The 26,969-nt window shown below is 48.9% G+C and carries 29 protein-coding genes; 24 read left to right on the top strand and 5 right to left on the bottom strand.

What is annotated here, in order from left to right; translation table 11 throughout:
• Positions 1 to 3: 3 nt before the first annotated feature.
• Positions 4 to 1,041, top strand: coding sequence for a diacylglycerol/lipid kinase family protein (locus EDM52_RS13620; RefSeq protein WP_245996912.1), 1,038 nt, complete (start codon positions 4 to 6; stop codon positions 1,039 to 1,041).
• A gap of 73 nt (positions 1,042 to 1,114) precedes the next feature.
• Here the strand turns inward: EDM52_RS13620 and yyaC are convergent, their stop codons facing one another.
• Entirely contained in the window at positions 1,115 to 1,720 is a 606-nt protein-coding gene (gene yyaC, locus EDM52_RS13615) for a spore protease YyaC (RefSeq protein WP_122909530.1), read from the bottom strand.
• A 205-nt stretch (positions 1,721 to 1,925) separates the two neighbouring features.
• On the opposite strand from yyaC, the gene EDM52_RS13610 reads away from it, so the two are divergent.
• The 4 genes from EDM52_RS13610 to EDM52_RS13595 all read left to right on the top strand — a co-directional run bounded on the left by EDM52_RS13610 (position 1,926) and on the right by EDM52_RS13595 (position 4,216).
• Positions 1,926 to 2,204, top strand: a complete 279-nt coding sequence (locus EDM52_RS13610; protein ID WP_122909529.1) for a putative Se/S carrier protein — start codon at positions 1,926 to 1,928, stop codon at positions 2,202 to 2,204.
• Positions 2,204 to 3,100 carry a mechanosensitive ion channel family protein gene (locus EDM52_RS13605; protein ID WP_122909528.1) on the top strand — a complete coding sequence of 299 codons (897 nt, stop codon included), beginning with the start codon at positions 2,204 to 2,206 and terminating at the stop codon, positions 3,098 to 3,100. Before EDM52_RS13610 ends, EDM52_RS13605 begins: the two co-directional genes overlap by 1 nt.
• Positions 3,100 to 3,315, top strand: coding sequence for a DUF951 domain-containing protein (locus tag EDM52_RS13600; protein WP_122909527.1), 216 nt, complete (start codon positions 3,100 to 3,102; stop codon positions 3,313 to 3,315). The genes EDM52_RS13605 and EDM52_RS13600 overlap by 1 nt, the downstream gene beginning before the upstream one ends.
• A 106-nt stretch (positions 3,316 to 3,421) precedes the next feature.
• The gene (locus tag EDM52_RS13595) at positions 3,422 to 4,216 is read left to right on the top strand and encodes an Ig-like domain-containing domain (RefSeq protein WP_122909526.1); all 795 of its coding nucleotides are present in this window, start codon (positions 3,422 to 3,424) and stop codon (positions 4,214 to 4,216) included.
• A gap of 224 nt (positions 4,217 to 4,440) precedes the next feature.
• On the opposite strand, the gene EDM52_RS13590 is transcribed toward EDM52_RS13595, so the two are convergent.
• Entirely contained in the window at positions 4,441 to 4,527 is an 87-nt protein-coding gene (locus tag EDM52_RS13590) for a YjcZ family sporulation protein (RefSeq protein WP_017246824.1), read from the bottom strand.
• A 352-nt stretch (positions 4,528 to 4,879) separates the two neighbouring features.
• On the opposite strand from EDM52_RS13590, the gene pepF reads away from it, so the two are divergent.
• Positions 4,880 to 6,793: an oligoendopeptidase F gene (pepF, locus tag EDM52_RS13585; RefSeq protein ID WP_122909525.1), complete on the top strand. Its 1,914-nt coding sequence runs from the start codon at positions 4,880 to 4,882 to the stop codon at positions 6,791 to 6,793.
• An 80-nt stretch (positions 6,794 to 6,873) separates the two neighbouring features.
• On the opposite strand, the gene EDM52_RS13580 is transcribed toward pepF, so the two are convergent.
• Positions 6,874 to 7,497, bottom strand: coding sequence for an NAD(P)-dependent oxidoreductase (locus EDM52_RS13580; RefSeq protein ID WP_122909545.1), 624 nt, complete (start codon positions 7,495 to 7,497; stop codon positions 6,874 to 6,876).
• A 198-nt stretch (positions 7,498 to 7,695) separates the two neighbouring features.
• On the opposite strand from EDM52_RS13580, the gene ychF reads away from it, so the two are divergent.
• The 11 genes from ychF to EDM52_RS13530 all read left to right on the top strand — a co-directional run bounded on the left by ychF (position 7,696) and on the right by EDM52_RS13530 (position 17,067).
• On the top strand, positions 7,696 to 8,796 hold the full coding sequence (gene ychF / locus EDM52_RS13575; protein ID WP_122909524.1) for a redox-regulated ATPase YchF: 1,101 nt from the start codon (positions 7,696 to 7,698) through the stop codon (positions 8,794 to 8,796).
• 140 nt (positions 8,797 to 8,936) lie between these two features.
• Positions 8,937 to 9,224 carry a 30S ribosomal protein S6 gene (rpsF, locus tag EDM52_RS13570; protein WP_122909523.1) on the top strand — a complete coding sequence of 96 codons (288 nt, stop codon included), beginning with the start codon at positions 8,937 to 8,939 and terminating at the stop codon, positions 9,222 to 9,224.
• Positions 9,225 to 9,253: 29 nt separating this feature from the next.
• On the top strand, positions 9,254 to 9,727 hold the full coding sequence (locus EDM52_RS13565; RefSeq protein ID WP_122909522.1) for a single-stranded DNA-binding protein: 474 nt from the start codon (positions 9,254 to 9,256) through the stop codon (positions 9,725 to 9,727).
• A 41-nt stretch (positions 9,728 to 9,768) separates the two neighbouring features.
• On the top strand, positions 9,769 to 9,999 hold the full coding sequence (gene rpsR, locus EDM52_RS13560; protein ID WP_122909521.1) for a 30S ribosomal protein S18: 231 nt from the start codon (positions 9,769 to 9,771) through the stop codon (positions 9,997 to 9,999).
• Positions 10,000 to 10,167: 168 nt separating this feature from the next.
• A complete protein-coding gene (locus EDM52_RS13555) occupies positions 10,168 to 11,076 on the top strand; it encodes a DUF2232 domain-containing protein (protein ID WP_122909520.1) in 909 nt (302 codons plus the stop codon).
• 4 nt (positions 11,077 to 11,080) lie between these two features.
• The gene (locus EDM52_RS13550; protein ID WP_122909519.1) at positions 11,081 to 13,018 is read left to right on the top strand and encodes a DHH family phosphoesterase; all 1,938 of its coding nucleotides are present in this window, start codon (positions 11,081 to 11,083) and stop codon (positions 13,016 to 13,018) included.
• Positions 13,019 to 13,046: 28 nt separating this feature from the next.
• On the top strand, positions 13,047 to 13,490 hold the full coding sequence (gene rplI, locus EDM52_RS13545; protein WP_122909518.1) for a 50S ribosomal protein L9: 444 nt from the start codon (positions 13,047 to 13,049) through the stop codon (positions 13,488 to 13,490).
• A gap of 27 nt (positions 13,491 to 13,517) precedes the next feature.
• Positions 13,518 to 14,870 carry a replicative DNA helicase gene (dnaB, locus tag EDM52_RS13540; protein ID WP_122909517.1) on the top strand — a complete coding sequence of 451 codons (1,353 nt, stop codon included), beginning with the start codon at positions 13,518 to 13,520 and terminating at the stop codon, positions 14,868 to 14,870.
• Between the two features lie 193 nt (positions 14,871 to 15,063).
• Entirely contained in the window at positions 15,064 to 16,350 is a 1,287-nt protein-coding gene (locus EDM52_RS13535; protein WP_122909516.1) for an adenylosuccinate synthase, read from the top strand.
• Between the two features lie 180 nt (positions 16,351 to 16,530).
• Positions 16,531 to 16,686: a hypothetical protein gene (locus EDM52_RS24705; RefSeq protein ID WP_183185081.1), complete on the top strand. Its 156-nt coding sequence runs from the start codon at positions 16,531 to 16,533 to the stop codon at positions 16,684 to 16,686.
• A 177-nt stretch (positions 16,687 to 16,863) separates the two neighbouring features.
• The gene (locus EDM52_RS13530; RefSeq protein ID WP_412850222.1) at positions 16,864 to 17,067 is read left to right on the top strand and encodes a hypothetical protein; all 204 of its coding nucleotides are present in this window, start codon (positions 16,864 to 16,866) and stop codon (positions 17,065 to 17,067) included.
• A gap of 141 nt (positions 17,068 to 17,208) precedes the next feature.
• Here the strand turns inward: EDM52_RS13530 and EDM52_RS13525 are convergent, their stop codons facing one another.
• Entirely contained in the window at positions 17,209 to 17,505 is a 297-nt protein-coding gene (locus EDM52_RS13525) for a hypothetical protein (RefSeq protein WP_245996910.1), read from the bottom strand.
• Between the two features lie 261 nt (positions 17,506 to 17,766).
• Here EDM52_RS13525 and EDM52_RS13520 point away from each other — a divergent pair, with 261 nt between their 5' ends.
• The 6 genes from EDM52_RS13520 to EDM52_RS13495 all read left to right on the top strand — a co-directional run bounded on the left by EDM52_RS13520 (position 17,767) and on the right by EDM52_RS13495 (position 24,999).
• Positions 17,767 to 19,287 (top strand): M23 family metallopeptidase, encoded by a 1,521-nt coding sequence (locus tag EDM52_RS13520; RefSeq protein WP_122909514.1) that lies wholly within the window; start codon positions 17,767 to 17,769, stop codon positions 19,285 to 19,287.
• Between the two features lie 189 nt (positions 19,288 to 19,476).
• Positions 19,477 to 20,190 carry a response regulator YycF gene (gene yycF, locus EDM52_RS13515; RefSeq protein WP_122909513.1) on the top strand — a complete coding sequence of 238 codons (714 nt, stop codon included), beginning with the start codon at positions 19,477 to 19,479 and terminating at the stop codon, positions 20,188 to 20,190.
• Entirely contained in the window at positions 20,187 to 22,007 is a 1,821-nt protein-coding gene (gene walK / locus EDM52_RS13510; RefSeq protein WP_122909512.1) for a cell wall metabolism sensor histidine kinase WalK, read from the top strand. The genes yycF and walK overlap by 4 nt, the downstream gene beginning before the upstream one ends.
• Entirely contained in the window at positions 22,004 to 23,389 is a 1,386-nt protein-coding gene (locus EDM52_RS13505; RefSeq protein ID WP_122909511.1) for a YycH family regulatory protein, read from the top strand. Before walK ends, EDM52_RS13505 begins: the two co-directional genes overlap by 4 nt.
• Positions 23,376 to 24,149 (top strand): two-component system regulatory protein YycI, encoded by a 774-nt coding sequence (locus EDM52_RS13500; protein WP_122909510.1) that lies wholly within the window; start codon positions 23,376 to 23,378, stop codon positions 24,147 to 24,149. Before EDM52_RS13505 ends, EDM52_RS13500 begins: the two co-directional genes overlap by 14 nt.
• 61 nt (positions 24,150 to 24,210) lie before the next feature.
• Complete coding sequence (locus EDM52_RS13495) at positions 24,211 to 24,999, top strand: MBL fold metallo-hydrolase (protein WP_122909509.1); 789 nt, start codon at positions 24,211 to 24,213, stop codon at positions 24,997 to 24,999.
• A 4-nt stretch (positions 25,000 to 25,003) separates the two neighbouring features.
• On the opposite strand, the gene EDM52_RS13490 is transcribed toward EDM52_RS13495, so the two are convergent.
• Positions 25,004 to 25,255, bottom strand: a complete 252-nt coding sequence (locus tag EDM52_RS13490; RefSeq protein WP_122909508.1) for a hypothetical protein — start codon at positions 25,253 to 25,255, stop codon at positions 25,004 to 25,006.
• Between the two features lie 301 nt (positions 25,256 to 25,556).
• Here EDM52_RS13490 and EDM52_RS13485 point away from each other — a divergent pair, with 301 nt between their 5' ends.
• On the top strand, positions 25,557 to 26,786 hold the full coding sequence (locus tag EDM52_RS13485; RefSeq protein ID WP_122909507.1) for a S1C family serine protease: 1,230 nt from the start codon (positions 25,557 to 25,559) through the stop codon (positions 26,784 to 26,786).
• The last annotated feature ends 183 nt before the right edge of the window (positions 26,787 to 26,969 follow it).

Genomic DNA, 26,969 nt, shown 5'->3' with positions numbered 1-26,969 from the left:
ACCATGATTGAAACTGGGCTCTCCCGAATCAAGGAGGGCTTTTTCCTTGCTTTCTTTTCACACTATTCAGGTCATGCGATAATAAATGAAGAAACGCGAACACAGGACGTTCTTACAGCAAACAAGAGCGGAGAGGATGTCATGCTTGGGATTATTGTCAATCCGATGTCCGGAAGTGGCAAAGGAAGAGATACATGGAAGCAGTTAGAGCCGACGTTAAAGGGGCTAGGAGTCGATTATCAGGTGCGGAAGACATCTGGGATAGGGGAAGCTCAGAAACTGGCTGTTGAGTTGATTCAAAAAGAGGGAGTAACGAAAATCATCGCGGTAGGCGGAGACGGAACTGTAAATGAAGTCATGAATGGCATACAGCAATCAGGCAAGCCGTGTCTGTTTGGACTGGTGGCGGCAGGCTCAGGGAATGATTATGCAAAAGGCCATGGTCTGGCAGAAGAGCCTGTTCAGGCCCTAACTCGCATTTTAAAGGAAGAATCGAGGAAAACCATTGATTTGATCAAAATAAACGAGCGATTCGCGGTAAATGTGGTAGGAGCAGGCTTTGACGCGCTGGTGGCCAAAAAGACAAATGAAGCCTCATACAAGGGATGGTTGAATAAAACCAAGCTTGGCAAGGTGGCATATGTGTTATCTGTTCTGAGTGTGATTCGCTCCTTTCAGCCTTGCGATGTGCATCTGGTCGTCGATGGCCAAACCTATCACGTGCAGAAGGTATGGCTGATCGCTATCGCAAATATACCGAATTTTGGAGGGGGCATGCGAATCTGTCCGGATGCGGTGCCTAATGATGGAGTGGCAGAAATTTGCGTCGTCAGCAACGTCAGCCGTTGGGAGCTTCTGTTTGCTTTTCCGTTGATCTTTTCGGGTAAGCACGCCAAGCATCCGGGGGTTCGTTTTTTTCGCGGAAGGCATATCCACATTCAATCGCAAAACCCCTTGTTTGTTCAAGCAGATGGAGAAGTGGTTTCCCATACACCGATGACAGTAGAAATGCTGCCGAGCTGTCAGGCCGTATGCGGATAAATGCTTTTGAAGCAAGAAGAGACTTGTCTGCCCACATTCGTGAGGCGAACAAGTCTTTCCCTATGCCAGAGGACTAGTCCCGCAGCACAGATCCTAAACGGGGTTCTCCCGAAGAAAGCGAGGATGCTTTGTAAATGCCGGAAGCGATGATTTCAGCCATTTTCATCACAACGGCAAGACGTGTGTTTTGCAGAACAAAGTATTCCATGAAGCCGCCGACATTGACAATGCCTGTAATGTGAAAGGTCCCGACAGAAGGCAGATCTTTTTTTACCCCGGCCCCTGGTTTAAGCGGGCCGTTGGCTACATTGATGTTGCCGACATTGCTGAACTGACCCAGACAGGCATCGATGGCAATGATGGTGGATTGGGGATGAGTGCTCTGAATAAAGTCCATTTTTTCATTTAAGTTCATTGCATGGACGGGATCTTCCAGTGTTCCGTATACCTGAAGATGGCGAGATGCATGCGTTTGCAATTTACTGCCTACCAAAGGTCCCAATGCATCGCCGGTCGAGCGATCCGTACCGATACATACGATCACCATATCGCTGTCATAGGGTTTTAATCGAAAGCGCTGCGCAAGGTGTTGAGCCAGCTGATCATCAGCGTTTTCACTGCGGTATTCCACCTTGAAGGGTGGCAAAAAACAGTTGTTACTCTGGTTGAACGTATTCATGAATGGCTACCTCCACTCTTGCGGTCTTGGCCCAAAAAAATGGTTAAAGTATTCACAGTATAGTACCGAGATCTCGTTTTTATACCAGCTAATGGGAAGGTTGCGGAGGTTTAGAAAAATCAGCGAAACTGGCATGTGAAAAGATGAACAGGTACAATAGGAGTACGATTCTGGTCGGTGGACCGGTTGTGAAGGAGGTAGCAGGGTGGGAGGAGAGACTGTCCTGATTGCATTTGACTCCACGCAGCAGGCATTGCGGGCAGAAATGCTGCTGGAGTACGCAGACATAGAGATTGATACGAGACCTACGCCCAAGGAGATCACAGCTGGGTGTGCCCTTTCGATCGAGTTTTCACTTTCTGATTACAAACAAGGAAGAGACGTAATGGAAGAACAGCAGGTGACGATACGCGGCTATTTCCGTTCATTTTCTGGTCGATATCAGGAAATAGACGAAAATGGAGAATTGAAGGGGTGTGTGTGATGGAGGGAAAAAACTTCTTCGGAAGCTTCTATGATAAAGTCTTCGAGTATGTAACCAATACCGATATGTGGATCGAGATCGGGCTGGTTGTCTTAAAAATCATCGCGATAATTATTTTGTCGCGTATTCTCGTCTCGATTGTTCAGGCGGCGGTGAATCAGGTCTTTCGCCATCGTCAGGGAAACAAGCTGCAAATGGAGCAGCGACGTGTGGACACGATGCGTGTTCTGGTCAATAACGTCGCGCAATACACGATCTATTTTCTCGCTTTGCTAATGGTATTACAGCAGATGGGAATTGATTTGCGACCTGTTCTGGTCAGTGCAGGGGTGCTTGGGCTGGCGGTTGGATTTGGAGCGCAAAGCTTGGTGCGCGATGTCATTACCGGCTTTTTCATTATTTTTGAGGATCAGTTCGCGGTAGGAGACTTCGTGACGATCAACAATATGACGGGAACGGTTCAGGAGATCGGCTTGCGGATCACTCGGATTCGAAGCTGGACGGGAGAGGTCTTTATTTTCCCGAATGGAACGATCAATCAGGTGACCAATTTTTCATTGGCCAATACGCTGGCAGTCGTCGATGTATCCGTAGCCTACGAGGAGGATCTCAAGCAAGTCGAGAGCATCTTGAAGGACATCATGACACAGGTGAAAACAGAATTGCCTGATGTCGTCGCAGATCCGCAAATTCTGGGTGTGCAGGCTCTGGGTCCTTCCGAAGTAGTCATGCGCATTACAGCGGAATGCAAGCCGAATACGCACCACGGCGTCAGCCGCAATATGCGAGCGATGATCAGGACGGAATTTACGAAGAGAGGCATACAGATTCCATATCAAAAAATTGTTGCGATGCCAAGTAAAGGACAGGAGCATGCCGGAAAGGAGTACTCATAATGGAGCGAAAGCAGTTTGGATTGGGTGATGTCGTACAGATGAAAAAAGCGCATCCCTGTGGAACAAATGCTTGGAAAGTGATTCGGATGGGAATGGATATCCGGATCAAATGCACGGGATGTGAACACAGTGTCATGATTCCGCGGTTGGAATTCGAACGCAAACTAAAAAAAATTCTGATACAGGCACCAGAAACGGAAGATACACAATCCTAAAAAACATTTTTGAACGACCCTTCTGTCTTTTTTTACAATTCCCCTAACGATGGAGATCTGCCAGTAGAAAAACGGAGGATCCCACGTGTAAATGGGGAGGGATAAGATGGGTGCAAAGGCAAGAAAGTGGATGCAGTTAGTTTGTTTGACGGTATTGTTGTTGGCAATCGGCTTTGGTTCCAATCAGTCAGCTCTGGCGAAGAGTGATGGAGGATGGATAGTGAGCATATCCCCATCTCAAGGAGCCAAAGAGGTCGCAACAGACACGCTGATCGTCATGAAATTTAGTGAGACGGTCACTTTGAAAAATAAAAAACCGCTCACAGACAAATCCGTCTCGACATTCGTTCAATTGAAAAATGAAAAGAACAAGAATGTCAAATTCGCGGCAAAATGGAACAAAAACAATCGGACGATCACGATAGACCCAGTGGGTAATCTGGAAGAAGGACAGCAGTACACCGTTACTTTGGTGGAGAAAAAATTGATGAACGGGCGGTCACAACAAAATCCAAAAGTAAGCCAATCGTTTACGACGAAAAAGGCGGTCGATCGGATAGCTCCGCAAGCGATCATTTTGCCTGGAAACGGCGCCAAAAAGGTAAAACTGCAGGAAAAGCTCACCTTTCAATTTGTCGAAGATGTCGTTTTGACCAATGGGGAGGCATTGACCAGCAAGAATGCAAACACACTTGTACAAATCCGGGATAGCAAGGGCAACGAAGTGGTCTATACGAGCACATGGAACAAGACCAAACGCATGCTGACGGTAAAGCCAAAAGGGGGCAAATGGCAGCCCCACACGACGTACCAAGTTCATGTGATAGCTGGCAAGGTCGAGGATTTGGCAGCAAATCGCAATCCGGGACAGTCGTCCAGTTTTTCCACAGGTGATCGTTAAGTGAATAGATGTAAAAAAGGATGCAAGCCTGTGGGCTGCATCCTTTTTCAGTTGTACAATTCCGTTGATCGTACAGATGGTATGACGGATCATGGTCGGATTGGCTATAAAGTTAGCACAATGAAGTCTAACTGTGGATAGACAACGATGCTATGTTTCTATAGTGATAGTGAAGGTAAAGCAGATCCGCTTACCTTCAGATAAGCCGGATCACAGCGGGATGGTTAGTCGCAGTCACAACCAACGATCACGAGCAGGATAAAGAGAACCAAAATCAGCGCGAAGTCGTCGAAGCCGTTAAAGATACCCACTTGCTAACACCTCCTACCCTAGATTCAATACCTATGCTATGTCAGAACATGAAAAGAGGTATGGGCGGGTGTCACGGTTTTGATGAAAATAAGTTATACACAAGCTATCCACAGAAAATGTGGACAACTTTTATGCGAATAATCAAGCACATGAGACAAAAAGGAGGACAAACAGGTATGTTTAGTAAAGTTATCCACAACTTTATCCACAAAATAATGATAACTCTGGATAAAATAACTTTACTTAATGAATGTTAAGAATATTTTATTAACAAGCAGGGATTTTCTATTGGTAAAGATAATTATTATAACTATATTTTGGCAATGATAATTAAGAAAGGGGAGACTGATTTTGAAGAAACATGTTTTTGCTTCTGTTACAGCTGTTGCGATTGCATTGTCTACCGTATCTGCTCCATTCATTCCTTACAGCTCACCTGCTGTAGCCTTTGCAGCTGAAAGCGCGCCTGAATACAAGAATCGCGCTGAAATCCCTGACCAATACAAATGGAAACTTGATCATATTTATCCGAGCGTGAAAGAGTGGGAAAAGGACGTAGCCAAGGTAGAAGAGCTGGCCAAAGCGTATACCAAGCATCAAGGCAAGCTGGGGAATTCGGCAGCGTCCATGCTGAAAGCTTTTGAGGACTATGTCGAAATGATGCGCATCAACGACAAGGCTTACGTGTATGCCAATATGGCCCTGGACGTGAACTCAGCCAATTCCGAGCTGCAAGAGCTGTCCGATCGCGCAGAGAAAATGTACACGCTGGTTTCCGAAAAAACAGCCTGGATTCAACCTGAAATCGTAGCGATCCCGGATGCAAAGATGAAAACTCTGCTGGCTGACAAGAGCCTGGAACCATACAAGCTCGTGATCGAAGACATGCTGCGCAACAAGCCTCACTCCCTGTCCAAAGAAATGGAGGAGCTGCTGGCCAAATCTTCTCCATTGGCCAATTCGCCAACCACGATATACGGGATGCTTTCGAAAGATGTGAAGTTCCCTAAAATCAAGGATGAGAAAGGGCAAGAGGTACAATTGACGCGTGCCAATTTTATCTCTTACATGGAAAGCAAGGACCAGCGTGTTCGCCAAGAGGCATTCAAGGCGTACTACAGCTCTTTGCTGAACTTCCAGGACTCATTTGCCCAGACATTGGGGGCAAAGGTAAAGGCAGACAATTTCTATGCAAGCGTACGCAATTACAAATCTGCACTGGAAGCTAGCCTGACGCCCAACAATATTCCAACTAATGTGTACGACGAGCTGATTGATACGGTGAACGACAATTTGCCGCTTTTGCATCGCTATATCTCCTTGAAGAAAAAGATGTTGGGTGTGAACGAGCTTCACATGTACGATATTTACGTTCCCATCGTGGAGTCCGATGACCGGTACATTCCTTTTGAGGAAGGCAAGAAAATGGTCGTCAACGGCTTGCAAGCCATGGGAGACGATTACGTATCTGTATTGGCAGAAGGAATGGATGCTGGCTGGGTAGATGTCTATTCTACAGATGACAAGCGAACCGGGGCTTATCAGTGGGGAGCGTATGATACGCATCCATACGTATTGCTCAACTATCAAGGGACGCTGGACGATGTGTACACGATCGCCCATGAGATGGGGCATGCCATGCAGTCGTACTACACCAACAAAAATCAACCGTACATTTCCTCAAACTACCCAACGTTTACAGCAGAAGTGGCATCAACGATGAACGAAACCCTGTTGTTCAAGAGCATGTATGCCGAAGCGAAAACGAAGGAAGAGAAGATGTACTTGTTGAACCAGTACCTGGAGAATTTCCGTTCTACACTCTTCCGTCAGACGCAGTTTGCGGAGTTCGAGAAAGCCATTCATGATCGCGAGCAGGCAGGAGAATCCCTCAACGCCGAGGCCATCAAGAAAATTTACCTGGATATCAACAAAAAGTACTATGGCAAGGACATGGTTTCGGACGATGAGATCGCGATGGAATGGGCGCGCGTTTCTCACTTCTTTAACTACCAATACTACGTGTACCAATACTCGACCAGCTTTGCTGCAGCGCAAGCCCTCGCCAAGCAGGTGATGGATGAAGGACAGCCAGCGGTAGATCGGATTCGCACTAACTTCCTCGAAGCGGGCAATTCCGCACCGCCAATTGAAGTTCTAAAGGCAGCAGGTGTAGATATGTCTACCTCCAAGCCTATTGAACAAGCGATGGAGATTTTTGAGGAAACCTTAAATGAGCTGGAGAAGCTGGTAAACGAGAAGTAAGAAATGAATGTCTGAAGCAGAAAAAAAGGCTCCCTTTCCGCGACTGGAGAGGGAGCCTTTTTAGCCAAGGCCAGAAAGGCTTAGTAGGCGATTCCTACCCGTGTGTGCAGATGCTTTTGTGAAAACAACTGCTCATAGGCGAAGTCAGCGGTGTCGTATACGGAAATTTCCGTTGCGTTCTCCGGTAAATAATCGGCCTCTATACGATAGCTGCCTACGCGAGTTCCTTCAGGCAGGTAGGTGGGACAAACAATCGTCCAGTCCAAGCCGGAAGCTTCCAGCAGCGAGTAGGCCTGATGATGCTCCTGGGAAGCACGAGTCAGGGAGCGCCTCGATTCACTGGACTGGTAGCGCAGCAAGTCTGGGGAGACTCTGCTTTGCAAAATGCCTGCAGTCCCTACGGTTACAATGCGCGAGATGCCCGCCTTTTTCATGGTCCCGATAACCAGTGGGAGACCTTGGGACAAGACGTCCGCACCATCCGTGCTCAAGGCGCTGATGACCGCCTCTGCGCCTTTCATGGCAGCTTCGACATCAGAAGCGTTCAATACGTTGCCCTCGACGATTTCAAACAGGCCTGGTTCGAGATCTGAGAGCTTGTCTTTTGAACGGACAAGAACGGTCACCTGATGACCATCCTTTATTGCGTTGTTCAGCACCTGGCGGCCTACGCGACCTGTGGCGCCAAGAATCAGCAATTTCATCAATTCCATCCTTTCGTACTTCCGCTCTTTCTTTCGCATTGCCTCCCAGTCTAGCATTTCTTTTTTTGTCTCACCAGTTTGTCATATGGTTTAAAGGAGGAAGGAGGACGAAAGTTGCCACAAGGAGACAATTGTATTCTCAAATGCAAATCTATATACTTAAAAGGATGTCAGGAAGAGTATAAGGAGTGTATATAGATGGGTGCATCTTGTGGGATTGTTGGTCTGCCTAACGTAGGTAAATCGACACTGTTTAACGCTATTACGCAAGCAGGTGCAGAATCGGCCAACTATCCGTTCTGTACGATCGACCCCAATGTAGGGATCGTGGAAGTACCAGATCCAAGATTGGCCAAATTGACTGAAATTGTTGTACCTAACAAAGTAGTTCCGACTGCTTTTGAATTTGTAGATATCGCGGGTCTGGTAAAAGGGGCGAGCCGAGGCGAAGGTTTGGGCAACCAGTTCCTGGGTCATATTCGAGAGGTAGATGCGATCGCACACGTCGTTCGCTGCTTTGAAGATGAAAATATTACACACGTATCCGGACGCGTCGATCCACTGAGCGATATGGAGACGATCAACCTGGAATTGATTTTTGCAGACTTGGATTCTGTAGAGCGCCGCATCGAGCGTATCGCACGCAAGGTGAAAGCAGGAGACAAGGAATCCAAACAAGAGCTTGACGTTCTGGAAAAGCTGAAGGCTGCTTTTGAAGAAGGACAGTCTGCACGCAGTGTGGAGTTGGATGACGAAGAACGCAAATGGGTGCGCGAATTGCATCTTTTGACTATCAAGCCCATGCTCTACGTATGCAACGTGGCAGAGAATGGCATTCTTGATGCGGACAACAATCCGCATGTCCAGACGGTACGTGAGCACGCTGCTGCTGAAGGTGCGCAGGTCGTTGTCATCAGCGCGAAAGTTGAAGCAGAAATCGCCGAGCTGGATGGCGAGGACAAGGAAATGTTCCTGGAAGAACTGGGACTTTCTGAATCCGGTCTCGACCGTCTGATTCGCGCAGCCTATGAGCTGCTTGGTCTGGTTACGTACTTTACCGCAGGCGTGCAAGAAGTTCGCGCGTGGACGATCCGTCGCGGGACGAAAGCACCTGGAGCAGCTGGTGTAATCCACACGGACTTCGAACGCGGCTTTATCCGTGCTGAAGTGATCGCTTACAACGATCTGATCGATGCGGGTTCCGTAGCTGCAGCACGTGAGCGCGGGAAGTACCGTTTGGAAGGAAAAGAGTACGTAGTAGCCGATGGAGATGTCATGCATTTCCGGTTTAATGTTTAAGACATTTTCTTGATTCTAGAGAGTCGGTTTGCTATAATCTAATAATGCGAGTATTAATGGAGTGCATTTATCTGCGTTCAATCAGCACTCGCTCCTTGCCCAATAAGGGCCGTTAAAGTCCATAAGGAGGTGGAAAAGGTATGCGTAAATACGAAGTGATGTACGTGTTGCGTCCAGACCTTGAAGAAGAGAAAGTGAAATCCAATGTGGCTCGTTACAGCGATGTTGTAACTAACTACGGTGGCGAAATCACCAAACTTCAAGAAATGGGCAAGCGTCGTCTTGCGTATGAGATCGAAAAGTTCCGTGAAGGTTACTACGTTTTGATGAACTTCACCGCAAATCCAGATGCTGTTGCGGAAGCAGAGCGTCTCATGAAAATTAACGACGACGTTATCCGCTTCATGTTCGTTCGTGATGAGCAGTAATTGTCGTCTCGGTCAGAGGGGGACTCAAGATGAATAAAGTCATTCTCATCGGCAACCTGACGAAAGATCCAGAACTTCGCTACACGCCAAATGGTGTTGCCGTTGCTACTTTTACCGTGGCTATCAACCGTCCGCGTACCAACCAAGCGGGCGAGCGTGAAGCCGATTTCATCAATATTGTCGCGTGGCAAAAGCTTGCCGATCTTTGTGCCAGCTATTTGCGCAAGGGCAGACAAGCTGCCATCGAGGGACGTCTACAAACACGCTCCTACGACAATAAAGAAGGAAAACGCGTATATGTGACGGAAGTCGTTGCTGAAAACGTTCAATTTTTGGGCGGAAGAGGCAACGAAGGTGGTGGAGACAATGCCGGATACGATCCAGGTCCAGGCTTTGGCGGCGGCAACAGACCGTCTCCGCAGAGAAACGATGATCCATTTGGTGACCCCTTCGCGAGTGCTGGCAAGCCGATCAACATATCGGATGATGATTTGCCGTTCTAAGATCGTATAAACTTCACTTTTCCTAAGAAGGAGGAACTCAAATGGCACGCAAAGGACGTCCAAATAAACGTCGTAAAGTTTGCTTTTTCAAAGTAAACAAAATCAAGCACATCGACTATAAAGATGTAGACTTGCTCAAAAAATTCATCAGCGAGCGCGGAAAAATTCTGCCTCGTCGTGTAACTGGTACTTCCGCGAAGTATCAACGTGCGCTGACTGTAGCGATCAAACGCTCCCGTCAAGTAGCGCTTCTGCCTTACACGGCTGAATAGTTCACACAGGTTATAAAAGGGGGACACAATTGCGTGGCCCTCTTTTTTCCATATCGTGATTTAAAGAAAAAAGGATTCGCGAAGTGTGTCAAGCATATGGAAGTGAATGAATCATGGTCTACAAAACGCTGATAAACGTTTTGTTACTTTCATCAAAGAGGTGCTGATATGCCTTCGAAAACCAAGCATTTGGCCGAAAATGCCCTGATGTTGGGTATTGCGCTCGTTTTTTTGTTTCTTAGTACATATACCATTCTAGGGATTGTCACCGTGTTTTTCTTACCACTGCCTTTTCTGCTGCTCGGCCTGCGCAGAAGCGTGTCCAACATGGTCTGGATCTCGATTGCATTTACGCTCCTGGGATCGATCGTTAACGGAGTTGCGTCTGCAACCATTGCCCTACTTTCCGCGTTTTTAGGAGCTGTCATGGGCATCATGTATTCCAAAAAAGGAAAGGCCCTTCCTGCGCTCACTGCAGGCGCTGCCGTTGTTTTTTTGGGGTACGTGCTGATGCTTGCCGTCCTGACGTTTGTGATGAACGTGGACATTAAGGAACTAATCAAACAAGCTGATCAGCTACGCCCACAATTTGTCAGTGAGAAGGAATACGCCCAGGCGATGGAGCTGGCCAAAATGGTGCTCCCGGCGTTTTTTGTGATCAGCAGCTTTGTCCAGAGCTTCATTACACATGGGCTGGCACGTCTGCTGGGCAAGCGACTGGGAAGACCTGTACCTGCCTTGCCGCCTATTCGTCAGTGGAACTTTCCTAGATCTCTGCTGTACTACTACTTTATCGCCATGATCAGCATTCTGGTGTTTGGAAATGGCTTGAAGGACACATTCTGGGAAAGCGCTGTTTACAACCTCAAAATGATCCTGGATGTCATCTTTATCCTGCAGGGACTCAGCTTTTGTCTGTTTGCGGCGGATCTGTACGGGTGGAAAAGAATGACTCCAGTGCTTATTGTCTCTCTATTTATTTTTCCGTTCTTAAGCACTATACTGAGTTTAATAGGCATCTTTGATTTGGGTATACGTTTGCGCGAAAAGCTGGAAACAAGAGTGAAGAGGGGCTGAGGAAATGCCCAAGTTCCTGTTAAAGCGTTGGTACGGGATGCATATGGTCCTGGCACTTTGCTTTAGCTTTCTGCTGCTGGGGATTTTGTCCCTGCATCATTGGATGTATGGGGCGATCGGCATCGTCTGCTTGATTGGGCTAGTGCTATATGCCCTCCAGGCGGAAAAAGGATTTCAACGGGATCTACGTCTTTATCTCGCGACGGTTACACATCGGGTGAAAAAAGCGGGCGAAGGCGTTATTCAGGAATTGCCGATTGGGATCCTTCTGTACAACGAGGAAAAGGCAATCGAATGGGTAAATCCGTTCATGACAGATATGTCCGGGGATGAGCTGCTCATTGGGAAAAGTCTGACAGAGGTCTTTCCTCAACTGACTTGGAAGCCGGATCAGAAACGGATCGAATTTACGTACAACGAACGAGTATACGAGGTTTTGGTGCGGCATGAGGAGTATTTGCTGTACTTCAGGGACATCACCGAGCACAAGGAGCTGGCCAGCCGATATCATCGGGAAAAGGCAGCTCTTGCTATCATTCATCTGGACAATCTGGACGAGATTGGACAAGTGATGGATGAGCAAAGCCGTACCTTGTTGTCCACGAGTGTAGCGGGTGTCATTAATGACTGGGCCAACAAGCATCGCATCTATCTGCGCCGGATCTCTTCTGACAAGTTTTTGGCGTTGATGGAACGAGAAACACTAGATAAGCTGGAAGAAAGCCGATTTGATATTCTCGATGTCGTGCGTGAGATGACAGCAGATAACAAGATTCCGATTACGCTTAGCATCGGGATGGGGGCTGCTGCCAACACGTATGCCGAATTGGGGCAAATGGCACAATCCAGCTTGGACATTGCTCTGGGACGCGGTGGCGATCAGGCTGCGGTCAAGATCGGCAACAAGCTGACTTTTTACGGCGGAAAGTCAAACGCCGTGGAAAAACGGACGCGCGTTCGTGCTCGTGTTATCGCCCATGCCCTGCGTGACCTGATTCATGAGGCAGAGCACGTCATCGTTATGGGGCACAAGCAGCCAGACATGGACTCTGTCGGTGCATCTCTGGGTGTCCTCAAGGCTGTTCAGGTGCACAACAAGCAAGCCTACATCGTCATGGATGAAGGAAATCACTCTGTAGAACGTTTGATGAGGGAGATCTACGCCAACGAGGAATTGGCGGAATCGTTCATTACTCCGGAGCAGGCGATTCGTCTGGTGACAGGACGCACGTTGCTCGTCGTCGTCGATACTCATCGTCCTTCACTGGTGATTGAACCAAAGCTGCTGGGTGAAACCAGCCGTGTCGTGGTAATCGACCACCATCGCCGTTCTGAGGAATTTATTGAGCCAGTACTGCTCTACTTGGAGCCTTATGCTTCTTCGACGGCTGAGCTGGTGACCGAGCTGTTGCAATATCAAAGTGAACGACTGAACATCGACAGTTTGATTGCCACTGCGCTCTTGGCAGGGATTGTGGTTGATACCAAAAGCTTTGCTTTCCGAACAGGTTCGAGAACGTTCGAAGCCGCGTCGTTTTTACGCCGCAATGGTGCAGACACGGCAGCAGTACAGCGTTTGCTGAAGGAAGATTTGAATCAGTACGTGAAGCGGGCACGCATCATCATGAATACCGAATCCTATCGCGATAACATGGCGATTGCGATTGGTGATGTGACTGAAGAGTATACCCAAGTGCAAGTCGCCCAAGCAGCCGAACAGCTGTTGACCCTATCCGGCATTCAGGCATCCTTCGTCGTAGCCAGACGCGCAGATGATACGATCCTGATCAGTGCTCGGTCACTCGGCGATATCAATGTCCAGTCCATTATGGAGCATTTGGGTGGAGGCGGTCACCTGAATGGAGCCGCTACTCAAATCGACGGAATTTCCATCCGAGAAGCCGTCAACCGATTGAAAGACGCGATTGATACGGTCGTATAGGCCAATTTTTATAAAGGGGGAAACGATGATGAAAGTCATTTTTCTTCAAGATGTAAAAGGCCAAGGAAAAAAAGGCGAAGTGAAAGATCTTTCTGAAGGATATGTTCGCAATTTCCTTTTGCCAAAAGGCTTGGTCAAGGAAGCGACAAACAGCAACGTAAAAACCTTGGATGCACAAAAACGCAGCGAGGAAAAACGCAAAGAGCAAGAAAAACTGGACGCACAAGAGCTGGGTGCCAAATTGGCTGAGCTGACTGTCAAGGTGACAGGAAAAGCAGGTGAAGGCGGCCGATTGTTCGGAGCGATTTCAAGCAAGCAGGTCGTGCAAGCCTTGGAAGAACAGTTCAACATCAAGTTGGACAAACGCAAGCTGGAGATGGATGCGATTCGCGCATTGGGCGTCACTCAGATCAAAGCGAAGCTGCACAATGAAGTGACAGCAACGCTCAAAGTACACGTAGTAGAAGAATAATGATGAAGAAGATGTGGAGGGTGTGACGTGAGCGACCTTTTTTTGGATCGTGTGCCGCCGCAGAACAAGGAAGCCGAACAATCCGTGCTTGGTGCCGTGTTCTTATCCAAGGAAGCTCTCATCGCCGCCATAGAAATCCTCCGACCGGAGGATTTTTACAAGACTGCGCATCAGCGCATCTTTCAGACGATGGTGGACTTGTATGAAAAGGGTGAGCCGGTCGACCTCGTTACAGTAACAGCTGAGCTGCAGGACCATAAGCTGCTGGATGAGGTCGGTGGTGTTACCTACCTGACGGAGATCGCCAGCTCGGTTCCTACAGCAGCCAATATCGAATTCTACGCCAAAATTGTGGAAGAAAAATCGCTTTTACGGCGATTGATTCATACAGCAACAAAGATTGCCAATGATGGTTATTCGCGAGAGGATGAAGTTGGTGAGATCCTCTCGGATGCCGAGAAGTACATCATGGAGATTGGCCGCAACCGCAACAGCGGCGGCTTTACTCCGATCCGTGATGTTCTATTGGAAACCTACGAGCGCATTGAGTTTTTGAGCCAGCGCCGTGGAGATGTGACAGGAATTCCATCCGGTTATACGGATCTGGACAAGATGACCTCAGGCTTTCAACGAAGTGACTTGATTATCCTGGCTGCCCGTCCTTCCGTAGGGAAAACAGCCTTTGCACTGAATGTAGCCCAGAATGTAGCTGCCCGTGCAGGAGAGACCGTCGCGATCTTCTCGCTGGAGATGGGTGCTTCCCAGCTTGTACAGCGGATGATCTGTGCAGAAGGAAATCTGGATGCTTCGAGGATGCGTTCAGGCTGGCTGGAGGAAGACGACTGGCAGAAGCTGACGATGGCGATCGGTACGCTGGCAAAGGCGCCGATCTACATCGACGATACGCCAGGTGTCACGGTGATGGACATACGCGCTAAATGCCGCCGCCTGCAGGCAGAAAAAGGGCTTGGCATGATTCTGATCGATTACTTGCAGTTGATTCATGGACGAGGGAAAGGCGATAACCGTCAGCAGGAGGTATCGGAAATTTCCCGGACCTTGAAAGGAATTGCCCGTGAGCTGAATGTTCCTGTAATCGCGCTCTCTCAGCTGAGCCGTGGTGTAGAGCAACGTCAGGACAAGCGTCCGATGATGTCCGACATTCGTGAATCCGGTTCGATTGAGCAGGACGCGGATATCGTAGCGTTTCTGTATCGTGATGACTATTACGACAAGGAAACAGAGAACAAGAATGTCATCGAAGTGATCATTGCCAAACAACGTAACGGCCCTACGGGTACGGTTGAGCTGGCGTTTTTGAAGGAATACAACAAATTCGTCAGTTTGGACAATCGATACCGGGATGTAGCTGGACAATAATGAGCAGAATAAGAGCAAAGAGGAGAGTCGGAGAATATCCGGCTTTTTCTTTTTTTCAAATGGATAATTACCGAACATATACTCAACTTTCCATTGAAACGTTCGTATTTTAATTGACATACAGGAAATGGTTTAGTACACTTAGATTGTTTCAGGCCCAAAAGGACATGATGATATCAGGAGGTGTTTTTCGATGTCAACAGTCGTTGTCGTCGGAACCCAGTGGGGCGATGAAGGTAAAGGAAAGATTACCGATTATTTGGCGGAGAGCGCAGAGGTAGTGGCTCGTTACCAAGGTGGTAACAATGCTGGACACACCATTATTTTTGGTGGTAACAAATACAAGCTGCACTTGATTCCATCCGGAATTTTTTATACAGACAAGATTTGTGTAATCGGCAACGGTATGGTGATTGACCCGAAAGCTCTTGTCAAAGAGCTGGAATACATCCACAGCTTTGGTTTTTCCACGAAAAATCTGCGCATCAGTGACCGCGCTCATTTGATCCTTCCTTACCACATCAAACTGGATGGGGTAGAAGAGGATAGCCGCGGAGCGAACAAAATTGGTACAACTCGCAAAGGCATTGGTCCAGCTTACATGGATAAAGCCGCTCGTATCGGTATTCGCATCGCTGATTTGTTGGATCGTGAAGAGTTTGCACGCAAATTGGAGCGTAATCTGGCTGAGAAAAATCTCTTGCTGGAGAAGCTATACAATACAACTGGTTTTGATCTGCAAGAAGTCATGGACGAATATCTGGGCTATGCGGAAATCATTCGCCCTTATGTGACAGATACATCTGTTGTCCTGAACGATACGATTGACAACGGCAACCGCGTTCTGTTTGAAGGAGCGCAAGGTGTGCTCTTGGATATCGACCAAGGTACGTATCCTTACGTAACCTCCTCCAATCCGATTGCAGGTGGAGTGACCATTGGTTCCGGTGTAGGACCTACCAAAATCAATCAAGTTATCGGTGTAGCCAAAGCGTACACCACTCGCGTAGGTGATGGCCCGTTCCTGACTGAGCTGACAGATGAGACAGGTGATCACATCCGCGAAGTTGGCTTCGAGTACGGTACAACTACTGGTCGTCCACGCCGTGTAGGCTGGTTCGATAGCGTGGTCGTGCGCCATGCCCGTCGTGTCAGCGGCATCACTGGTCTGGCGATTACCAAGCTGGATACCTTGACAGGCATCGAATCGCTGCGTATTTGCACAGCGTACAAGTACAATGGCGAGATTATCGAATCCTTCCCGGCCAACCTCAATCTGCTGGCGAAGTGTGAGCCTGTATACGAAGAGCTGCCGGGTTGGTCTGAGGATATCACCGGTATCCGCAACCTGAATGATCTGCCGGAAAATGCGCGTCATTACATCGAGCGCATCACGCAATTGACTGGTATTCCAATGTCTATATTCTCCGTTGGTCCAGATCGTGAGCAAACAGTTGTTGTTCGCGGCATCTGGGGTTAATGAATGTGAGTTAACCGAATTAGCGACCCCGTCATGGCAATTGGCGGGGTCGCTCTATGTTGTGGCAAGTGTTATACTGAGAGGGATTTTTTTGCATTTGGAGGTTTTTGTGATGAGAGGCATCGGGGAATCGGGCCTGGCAGGACTGCTCAAACGATATGAGAAGGCAGGAGGCCGGGTATGGCCGCGAATGCAGGACCATATCATCGAGCGGATGTCCGCATCTCCCGACTTCTCGCAGACTTTGCATTGAAGTCTTGTTTGGAGGGGTATCGAACGATGGCTCGCAATGCTTTAGGGGTCGATGAAAAAGGGGAAGAAATCACGACGGAATGATCGCAGAGCGGGCTTAACAGATCGCAACATTCTAACGGGCAGGGAGACTAAGCGGCTCCTGCCCGTTTTTTATATCACAGGTTTTTTCACATTTTTTTAAGCAGGACAGACACGATTCTGTACCTTCTGGGCATATGGTAAAAGCAAAGGCAGGAAATGGAGAGGTGATCACGTATGATGGGATTCGATCAGAAGGCCATGAAGCTACTGGGGAAGAACGTGCAGGTGAAGATGGTGAATGGCTGCGTCATCAAGGGAACCATGACTCATTATAACAAGGGATACCTCTGCTTCATCACCACCTACAAGCAACGCGATGCCGAAAAAACAACCATTCGTCGATTGGCACTAAAAGACGTCACGTCTATGTTCGAGGTGTAACCCCTACATGTGCAAAAAACGGTGAGCCACCCTCTACCTTTAGTGGAGAAGGTGGCTGCTTATTTTTTAATTAAACCATTCCACCAAAAGAACGGATGATTTCGGTGGCCTCAGCGTTGCGATCCGCAGGAACGACGGCAGTCAGCAAAATGGCGTAAAAGGGTCGTCTCCACTGTCTGCCATACCGCTCGCATCGGGGTCTGCTGCAGCCAGGACGCTGGCGTCACGGCCGCTTGGGAAGTCTCCAGACAGGGTAAGACTGGCAAGAGAAGAAAACTCTCCTGTGATCGGATTTAGGATAGAATCCACACCACTTCCCGGAAATTGTCCAACATGATCGATCTGTACAGTCGAAAATCCGGCTTCCAGTAGTGCTTTTTTGGCTTGAGTAGCAGCTTCTTCGGTTGAAAAACCTGCCAGAATATTTTGCTCTTTCACACAATAACCCCCTAAAAATCATCATAAATTTTTCCAATATCATGGATATATCATGACACATCCTATACTTTTTTATTCGACGGCATTTTACACTTGCTGATATCGATATTTTTATGGTAAAGTCGACATAGTTGGTTTCTTTAGGCAATTTGGCAGATTAATGGAAACCAAGATTTGGTATAAAGTACCTAGTTAGTATATTTAAAATTTTCAGGAAATAGACGGTAAGCATGCTGTATCTGTTTTCAGGAGGGACAAGTTATGCAATGGGCCAAATGGAAGGCCGAGCTGCAGGAACGGTCGAAACAGGTCGTTCGCAAGTGTAGTGATATGGCGAAACGCACGATGAAGCATACAAGCACTTACATCACCACTCATAAAAAGCAAGTCATTACTGTAACGTCTGTATTTCTGCTCACCGTAACCACGGGAGCATCTGCTCAGTACTATTACACAAGCAACATCAACTCGATTTACCATGTGATCGTTAACGGCAAGGAAATTGGAGTAGTGGACAGCCCTGAAGTGATTCAGAACTGGACCGCAGCCAAGCTGGATGAGGAAAAATCGAAGAGTGGCTATAACTTCACGCTTTCAGACTCGATTAGCTTCCAGGAAGAGCGTTTGTACAAAGGGGAATATGACAACGAGGCAGCCGTAAAGGCACTGTCAGCCATTGCTGACTTCAAGGTAGACGCCGTAAAGCTGGTTATCGATGGACAACCTGTCGGGTATGTATCTGATCAGGCTGTTGCCGATCAAGTGCTCGCTAAGGTGAAAGAGAAGTATTCGGGTATTCCGGCTGAAAAACTAGCTACAATGACTGCTAATGGGGAAAAGAAAAGCGCGGTGGCTGCCGCTTCTCTGAGCGCGCCTGAGGCGAGTCCTGTCAAGGAAGTTGCCTTCAAGGAAAAGGTAGACGTGCAGCGTGAGACTGTGCCATCTGCTCAGATCCTGCCGGCGGACAAGCTAGAGGAGCTCCTCATCAAGGGTACGTTCAAGGATATGGTCCATACGGTAGTTGAGGGTGATTGCATTGGTTGCATCGCCAAACAGTATGACATCACATCGAAAGATATTTACGCAAATAATCCGGGCATTACAGAGAACACCGTTCTCAAGCTCGGTCAACAAATCAATGTAACGGCAATCCGTCCATTGGTAACGGTACAGGTAAAGGAAAATGTGACGCAAAAAGAAGAGATTCCTTTCAACACGCAGTACAACAACAACGAAACCTTGCCAAAGGGAGAGACCAAGGTGGTCCAGGAAGGCAAGAACGGCAGCAAGCTTGTTGAGTACGAAGTGGTGAAAGAGAATGGACAAGTTGTTGCGCGCAACATCCTGAAGCAAGAAGTTGTGAACGAGCCCGTCATCAAAGTCGTGGAGCGGGGAACCAAAGTCATCCCTTCTCGTGGGACAGGCCGTCTTGCTTGGCCAGCTCAAGGATATATCAGCAGTGGTTTTGGGTCACGCTGGGGTAAATTGCACAAAGGAATTGATATTGCCGGGTCTGGATCAGTCATGGCTGCCGATAACGGCCGCGTCAAGTTTGCTGGCTGGGATGGTGGCTATGGAAAAGCGATCATCATCGACCACGGAAATGGCATGCAGACCTTGTATGGTCACTTGAGCACGATCCATGTAAAAGTTGGCGATGTCGTGCAGCAAGGCAAGAAAATCGGTGTGAAGGGTTCTACCGGTAACTCCACTGGAGTTCACCTGCATTTTGAGGTTCTACAAAATGGACGAGCTCAGAACCCAATGCGTTTCTTAAAATAAGCAAAAAGTTATATGGAAATGAAAGGAGTGCTCTGATCAGAGTGCTCCTTTGTTGTTTAGCAGCACCAAAGGAAAGGTTTGGCTGACGTGTGGAGCGCCTCGAGGGCTTCATTACGGGTATAACATCGTGTAATCTAGAGGAATAGAGACACGGAAAGTAGAATTTCTTCTGAGAGAGGAGGAAGCAAAATGGCAAAACTCCTGGTAGTAGACGACGAAAAACCGATTGCAGATATTTTGAAATTTACGTTTGAACGAGAAGGGTATCAGGTGGTGTGCGCGTACGACGGAGAAGAGGCATTGACTGCCGTACAGGAAGAGCGCCCCGATCTGATTTTGCTTGATGTCATGCTTCCTGGTCGGGATGGCATGGAGGTATGCCGTGCCGTGCGTCAATCATACGATGTGCCGATCATCATGCTGACAGCAAAAGATTCCGAGCTGGACAAGGTGTTGGGGTTGGAGCTGGGAGCTGACGATTACGTCACCAAACCATTCAGCTCGCGTGAACTGGTAGCGCGGGTAAAAGCGCATTTGCGCCGCAACAAGCCAAAGGCAGAAGAGCAGGAGAACCGGCTTCTGCGCATTCATGAACTGGATATCGACCTGAACTCGTATACGGTAGAAAAAGGCGGCAGCCCGCTGGAGCAGGAATTGACGCATCGAGAATTCGAGTTGCTGGTCTATCTGGCTCGTCATCAGGGACAGGTATTGACCCGTGAGCATCTACTCCAGTCGGTGTGGGGCTTTGACTATTTTGGCGATGTCCGGACTGTCGATGTCACGATTCGCCGATTGCGGGAAAAAATCGAGGATGACCCGAGTCAACCAAAATATATCATAACGCGCCGAGGTCTGGGCTATTCCATGCGCAACCCAGGAGTCGGAGGAACGCCTGGATGAGGCGGCTGTTCAAGACGATCCAATGGAAGATTGTCGTGATCTACATGCTGTTGATCTTGTTAGCCATGCAGTTTATTGGCGCTTACTTTGCCAGAGAAGTCGAGAGCTACTATATCAACAACTTCTCTGAGGCGCTCAATGCCCAAGCGAGCCTGTTGGCGAGTCTTTTGGAGAGCGATCTGCGCTCGCGGGAGGCAAAGGAGGAGAACGTCGAGCAAATGCGCCTGGACATCGACAACCTGATCAACAACCTGGTGAAGATCAACGGAGCGAACGTACAGGTGATTGACCAGACTGGGACAGTTCTCAGCACGACGGAGGACCGAAGCATTATCGGCCGTCGAACGTCGCAGCCAGAGGTGACGGTCGCGCTCTTGGGAACACGAAGCGAATCGATGCGGATCGATCCACGGACAGGGGCGAGAGTGAAGGTGCTTGTCCTTCCGATCAAGGGAGATCAGATCGTCTACGGTGCCGTGTATATGGTCGCATCGATGGAGGGGACGTATACCACGATTCGCAAAATGAACGGAATCCTGGCCTCCGGTACCATGATCGCTTTGTTGATTACGGCTGGATTGGGCTTCGTACTGGCGCGGACAATCACCAAGCCGGTGAAGGAAATGACCCGCCAGGCAAGATCAGTGGCAGACGGGGATTTTAAAAGCAACGTTCGCGTCTACAGCACGGATGAGATCGGTCAACTGGGGATGGCATTCAACCATATGACACGTCGGCTTCAGGAAGCGATTTTACAGCAGGAAGAAGAGCGGGAAAAGCTGGCTAGCATCTTAAGCAACATGTCGGATGGCGTGATTGCTGCCAGCCGGGACGGTCAGATCATTTTGCTGAACCGGGCTGCGGAAGAGATGCTGCAGGTGGAGATGTGGGATGTGATCAACAGAGGGCGAACGTTGCCTGAGCTGCTGGGACTACCACCAGAGGAAGAGATGCCGCTCCATCTGCAAACAGAGCCGCTTTTTATCGAAATGGTGCTGCCCAACCGTGAAGAAGTGATATTACGTGTGATGTTCACGCCGTTGCAGCACGATAGCGGAAAGCGAGGGGGCATCATCGCGGTTGTCGCTGATGTTACCGAACAGCAGCAGATGGAACATCAGCGCAGGGAGTTCGTAGCGAATGTTTCCCACGAGCTGCGTACGCCGCTTACGACGATCAAAAGCTATGTGGAGGCATTGTTGGATGGCGCAGTGGAGGAAAAGGAGCTGTCTAACCGTTTTCTGCGTGTCACCATGTCTGAGACCGAGCGGATGATCCGGCTGGTCAATGACTTGCTGCAGCTGTCTCGCTTTGATTCACAAGGGGTTCGTCTCCACTGCAAGGAAGTGGATATGAACCAGATGCTGCGTTATGCGGTAGATCGCTTCTCGATGTTCAGTGAACAACAGGAGGTCACGCTTGCTCTGGATATACCGAAACCGTTGCCTTCGGTCTATATCGATCAGGACGCGATCAATCAGGTGTTGGACAACCTGCTTTCCAACGCGGTCAAATACACCCCTCAGGGTGGGCGTGTCGTGGTGCATGCCCAAATCCATGCTCAAAATCGCGTTCAAATCTCGATCACCGATACGGGAATTGGAATTCCGAGTCGAGACTTGAAGCGGATTTTCGAAAGATTTTACCGCGTAGACAAAGCGCGTTCGCGCGGTCAGGGCGGAACGGGTCTGGGACTGGCTATCGCCAGGGAACTGGTGCAAGCACATGGAGCCGATATTGAGATCACCAGCGAATTGAACGCAGGGACGACAGTCACGTTCTGGGTTCCGTTGTTTCAAGGGGGGAGTGCGAGATGAAGCGGTGGTTGGAAACGGCAAAAACCGTCATTCTCAGCTTGCTCGTCATAACCAGCTTTTGTTTGACCGGGATGATCTGGATCAATCAGCCGAACTTACAGTTTATCGAGCCGGCCAAGTATACGGAGTCAAAGCCGGTACTTGAAAAATCGCTGGAGAAAATGATCACACCATCTGCTGTCGTTTTTCATTACGGACAAGATCGCCATACAAAAGCGGTAGCGACAGATGGGCAGTACAGCATGATCATGCGCGAGATGCCCAGATGGATTTTTCTCGACTTCACCCCGTATACACTCACACATGAAAAGTGGGAGGAAATTGCCCGGGAAAAGTTGGGGTTGGAGGTTCGCTTCAGAAGCAATCTTCCCTTGTCAGCAGTAGGCAGGCTGGTGACGTTTCGGGAGGAGTATAATATTCGTTTGATGGGGATTGACCGGATCTGGCTGTACCATGAACCGGAGGAAGATCTTGTCTATGCGTTGTTTCTATCGGGTGAAGAGGAGAAGGTCATGCGCTCACGCACTTCCATTAGTCCAAAGGATTTGCGCGAATCGTATCTGGCCAATGGCAATCAAATGCCAGAGCAGATCATGAAGGTAGTGATTCCTGCGAAGTACAATACATCCGATCCGGAGTCGAAAGGGTATTCCTACTGGCACATGTATTACCTGCCAAAGCATCAAATCAGGATGCAGCAATTCCGCTTCTCCTATACGACGGTACCTACAGAGCAGCTGATGGAGGCCTATTTCCTCGATCCCACTCTGGTTCGACAGATCATGGAAAGGGACAAGACGGTCATCTATACAGATGGCAGCCGTTCGATTCAGGTGAGGTCTGAACAGAAGGCGATCACGTTTACAGACCCGGCGTACCAGCAGAGAATACTGCCTATAACCGATGAAGAGAAGCTCCAAAGCGCGGTCAGCTTCGTCAACAAGCATTTGGGCTGGCTCGATGACTATTATCTCGAGGATATCAAGAAGAGCTATAACGACAAGGATAGTATAACGTTTCGACAGTATATCGGTGCCTATCCATTGGTCAGCAAGGGAGAAAAGCCGATCGATACCATTGAGATCATATCGGAAGCCGGTCAGGTAGTCACGATGAGCCGTTCGATGCTGGATCTGGAAACGTACATCACCAACAGGGACTTGACGGTCATGTCGGGGCCAGAGCTCTATCAGTTGATTCGGGATAAAAAGCTGGCCAATACCGAGGAGATTTCGAATACGTATTTGGCTTATCAGACTTTTGTGTCTGACGATTATATCGAGTTGATCCCGACATGGGTGGTGGAAGTGCCAAATCAGCCTACGCTGCTTATTCCTGCTAAATCCAACGAAGGGGGAGGCAGGGCGAATGGATTGGAGTAGAACCAAGACAATTCTGATCTGGGCGTTTTTGCTGCTCGATATATTCCTCGGCTACCAGGTGTATGTGACCAGGATCAGCGGTTGGAGTGCTCAGGAGTTGACGCGCAGTGACAAGTGGGAAACGGAGCTTTTTCTGAGCCAGCAAAACATCACGCTGGCGACTGAGATCCCGCAGGAAACACCGGAGATGAGTTATTTGCAGGCTGAGTATCTGGGGATTAATCCTTTTCACATGCAGGAGCTGCCGGGTGTCAAGGCGACGATGGAAAAGAAAGCCTTGCATGCGGAGCTGATCCCGCCGATTCAGATTCGTGGACAAATCGTGCCGGGCGAGCTTTTGCGTCAACTAGGGCCATTACTGTTGTACGGAGAGCAGTATACGGCTGATTTGTATCAATCCAATCAGAGTAGATTGCTGTACTGGCAGACGTATGAGAAGGTGCCTGTGTTCGTGGCTCCTCTGGAGGTTAGTCTGGACACCGGAGCTATTCTTGGCTACAGACAAACGTACCTGCAGCTCCGTGAGCAGGAAGGTGCCAGACAAGTCATTTCTGGATATGTAGCGCTTCGCTCTTTGGTGGAGAAGCAGATCATCGAGCCGGGAGAGCGAATCGAAAGTGTAAGCCTTGGCTATTTTGGCTCCTATGATGCTGATATCCAATCGCTGGTACCCGTCTGGCGAGTCATTCATGATGGCAAGCTTCACTATGTCAATGCGATTACAGCTGCAGTGGAGCGGCCTTTGATGACCAAAAGATAGAGACAGCAAGTTTTCGGGTAATGAGACAGCTAGGGAACGCTGGCGGGAAGAGGGATGATCGGTGAAATTCAGTGTTTTAGCAAGTGGAAGTACAGGCAACGCTATCTACGTGGCTACGGATCGAGTCTCTGTGTTGATTGACGTAGGGATTACGGGGAAGCAGGCGGAAGCGGCGCTGCAGACAATCGGGGTGAAGCCGGAAGAGCTCAGCGCGATCCTGGTCACACATGAGCATGTCGATCATATCAAGGGCGTTGGGGTAATGGCACGTCGCTATGGACTGCCGATTTACGCCAACGCCAAGACGTGGAACGAGCTGGACGGTCAGATTGGCACGATCAAGGAGGATCAACGGCGACTGTTTGGAGTGGGCGAAAAGCAAGAGCTTGAGGACTTGGGCATCGAATCGTTCGGAATTTCCCACGATGCAGCGGAGCCGATGGGCTTCTGTTTTTATCAAGGAAACAAGAAGCTGAGTGTCGCAACGGATCTAGGCTATGTCAGCGAGCGAATCAAGGACACGATTCGTGGCGCGGATGCCTACATCTTCGAGTCCAACCACGATGTGGAGCTGTTGCGCATGTCCCAGTACCCCTGGAGCATCAAGCGCAGGATCTTAAGCGATGTTGGCCACCTGTCCAACGAATCGGCTGGAGAGGCTTTGATAGAATGCCTCAATGGTGGAGCAGAGCGTGTATATCTTGCGCATTTGAGCAAGGAGAACAACATGATTGATCTCGCTCGTCTGACGGTCAAAAATATTCTGGAAGAACAGGGACTGAAAGTGGGCGACGATGTTCATCTGCGAGACACGTACCCGGATCGGCCCACCAGGTTGGAAGTGCTGTAGAAAATTAAACGTTGCGATTGAACGTAATAGGCTTGTCCGGATTGGTGCGGCTTAGCAATGCATCAGAAATTCGGGTGTATGTTTCGATCTGAAAGGTCAGCTGGGAGTCGAGTTCATTCATCTTGCGGGTAAGCTCGTCCTGTGTGAAGAAGCCCTTGTCAATCATGACGGCGATCATGGAGTGAAGGACCAGCGTATTATGGTAATCCACCTCTTGCAAGTCAGCTAGTTTTGCGTGCAAATGAACTTCTTTCAACTCTATCACTCCTTTTTTGCTGCTTTTGAAACGAGTGCACAAAAGCTTTTAATCTATCATATCCGGGCTCTCGGTGAAATATTCCGAGAGCCTTTGCACATTCCACAACCTTTCCATATTTCTCACGCGATTTTGCCAAAAGAGGAGCGTATACTGTGGGTATCAGAGGGAAGCAGGTAAGGATACTGCTCCATAGGGAAATGAGGATGAAAACAGCGGGAAACAAATAACAGCAACCCCAGACAAGTATAGAGCGTAAAAAAACCTGTTACCCTAGTAATAGAGGAAGGAGAATGGACTTATGGGTTTTTATGACGATTTGAATCATGTGGAACGAAAAAGAAAACGTGCGCCAGGTGTTGGACGCTTGATCATGACGTCCATCACATCGGCAGTGATTGGAGGAATGGTCGTACTGCTCATGCTGCCAACTCTGTCAAACGCCGGTTACATCAACATGGTGCAGTCGGGAGCGACGAATGCCATGAGCAATCCGGCAGCGAATCTGTTTGCCCAGCCTATCTCTGTCTCCGTCGATACGGGAACCGTACAGGCGGTAGAAAAAGCGGAAAACGCCGTTGTTGGGATCATCAACATCGGTCGTACTCGGACCAATTACTGGAGCAATTCTTCGGAAGACATCGAGCAAGGTCAGGGCTCAGGAGTCATTTTTCAGAAGAAAAACGGAAAAGCGCATATCATTACCAACTACCATGTGATCGACCAGGCGCAAAAGCTGGAGGTTGCATTACCAGGCGGTGAAAAAGTAGACGCCAAGGTATTGGGCTACGATATGTTCACAGACCTGGCCGTATTGGAAATCGACGGTTCCAAGGTGTTGACCGTAGCTGAGCTGGGCGATTCGTCCACACTTCGGGTAGGAGAGCCTGCGATTGCCATCGGGAACCCGCTGGGCATGAAATTTTCCCGCACCGTCACACAAGGGATCATCAGCTCGCTGGAGCGCTCGATGCCAATGGACTTTGACGGAGATGGACAGGACGACTGGGAATTGGACGTCCTGCAGACCGACGCGGCAATCAACCCAGGTAACAGCGGTGGTGCTCTCGTCAACATTCATGGGCAAGTGATTGGAATCAATACACTGAAAATCTCCAAGTCCGGGATTGAGGGACTGGGCTTCGCCCTTCCGATCAATGATGTGAAGAAAATCGTCACGGAGCTGATGGAAAATGGGAAGCTCGAACGCGCGTACCTTGGGGTTACCCCGTATGATTTGACCAATGTACCGCGTTATAACTGGAAGGAAACACTGAATCTGCCGGATGAAGTAACGGCGGGTGTAGTCATTCGCAACGAGGTAGGCAAATTCTCGCCGGCCGGTGTGGCGGGTCTGCGTCAGTACGACGTCATCGTCAAAATGGATAACAAGGATATTACCAATGGTGCCCAGCTGCGCAAATTCCTGACTTTGAACAAGAAGCCGGACGAGAGCGTGGAAATTACCTACTATCGTGATGGCGTGAAGAACACAGCAAGTGTGAAGCTGAGCAAAACTCCACAGCAGTAAGAGTTTGCTCAGGTATTGAATTCGTTGCATTCCGGGACTTGTCCCGTTTGCATATATCGCAGTTCCCCTTTATCTATGAACCATAGATACCATCCTTGGAGCATCGAGCAATCGGTGCTCTTTTTTTGTACTATCGGAAAGTTTAAGTGCGCTAAAGCGTTAAAAAGATTAGCGGAAGATAGT

It is taken from the genome of Brevibacillus invocatus, from assembly GCF_003710915.1.
Lineage (GTDB): Bacteria > Bacillota > Bacilli > Brevibacillales > Brevibacillaceae > Brevibacillus > Brevibacillus invocatus.
Note: the sequence above shows the minus strand (reverse complement) of the source record. Positions and strands in the feature narration are given on the sequence as shown.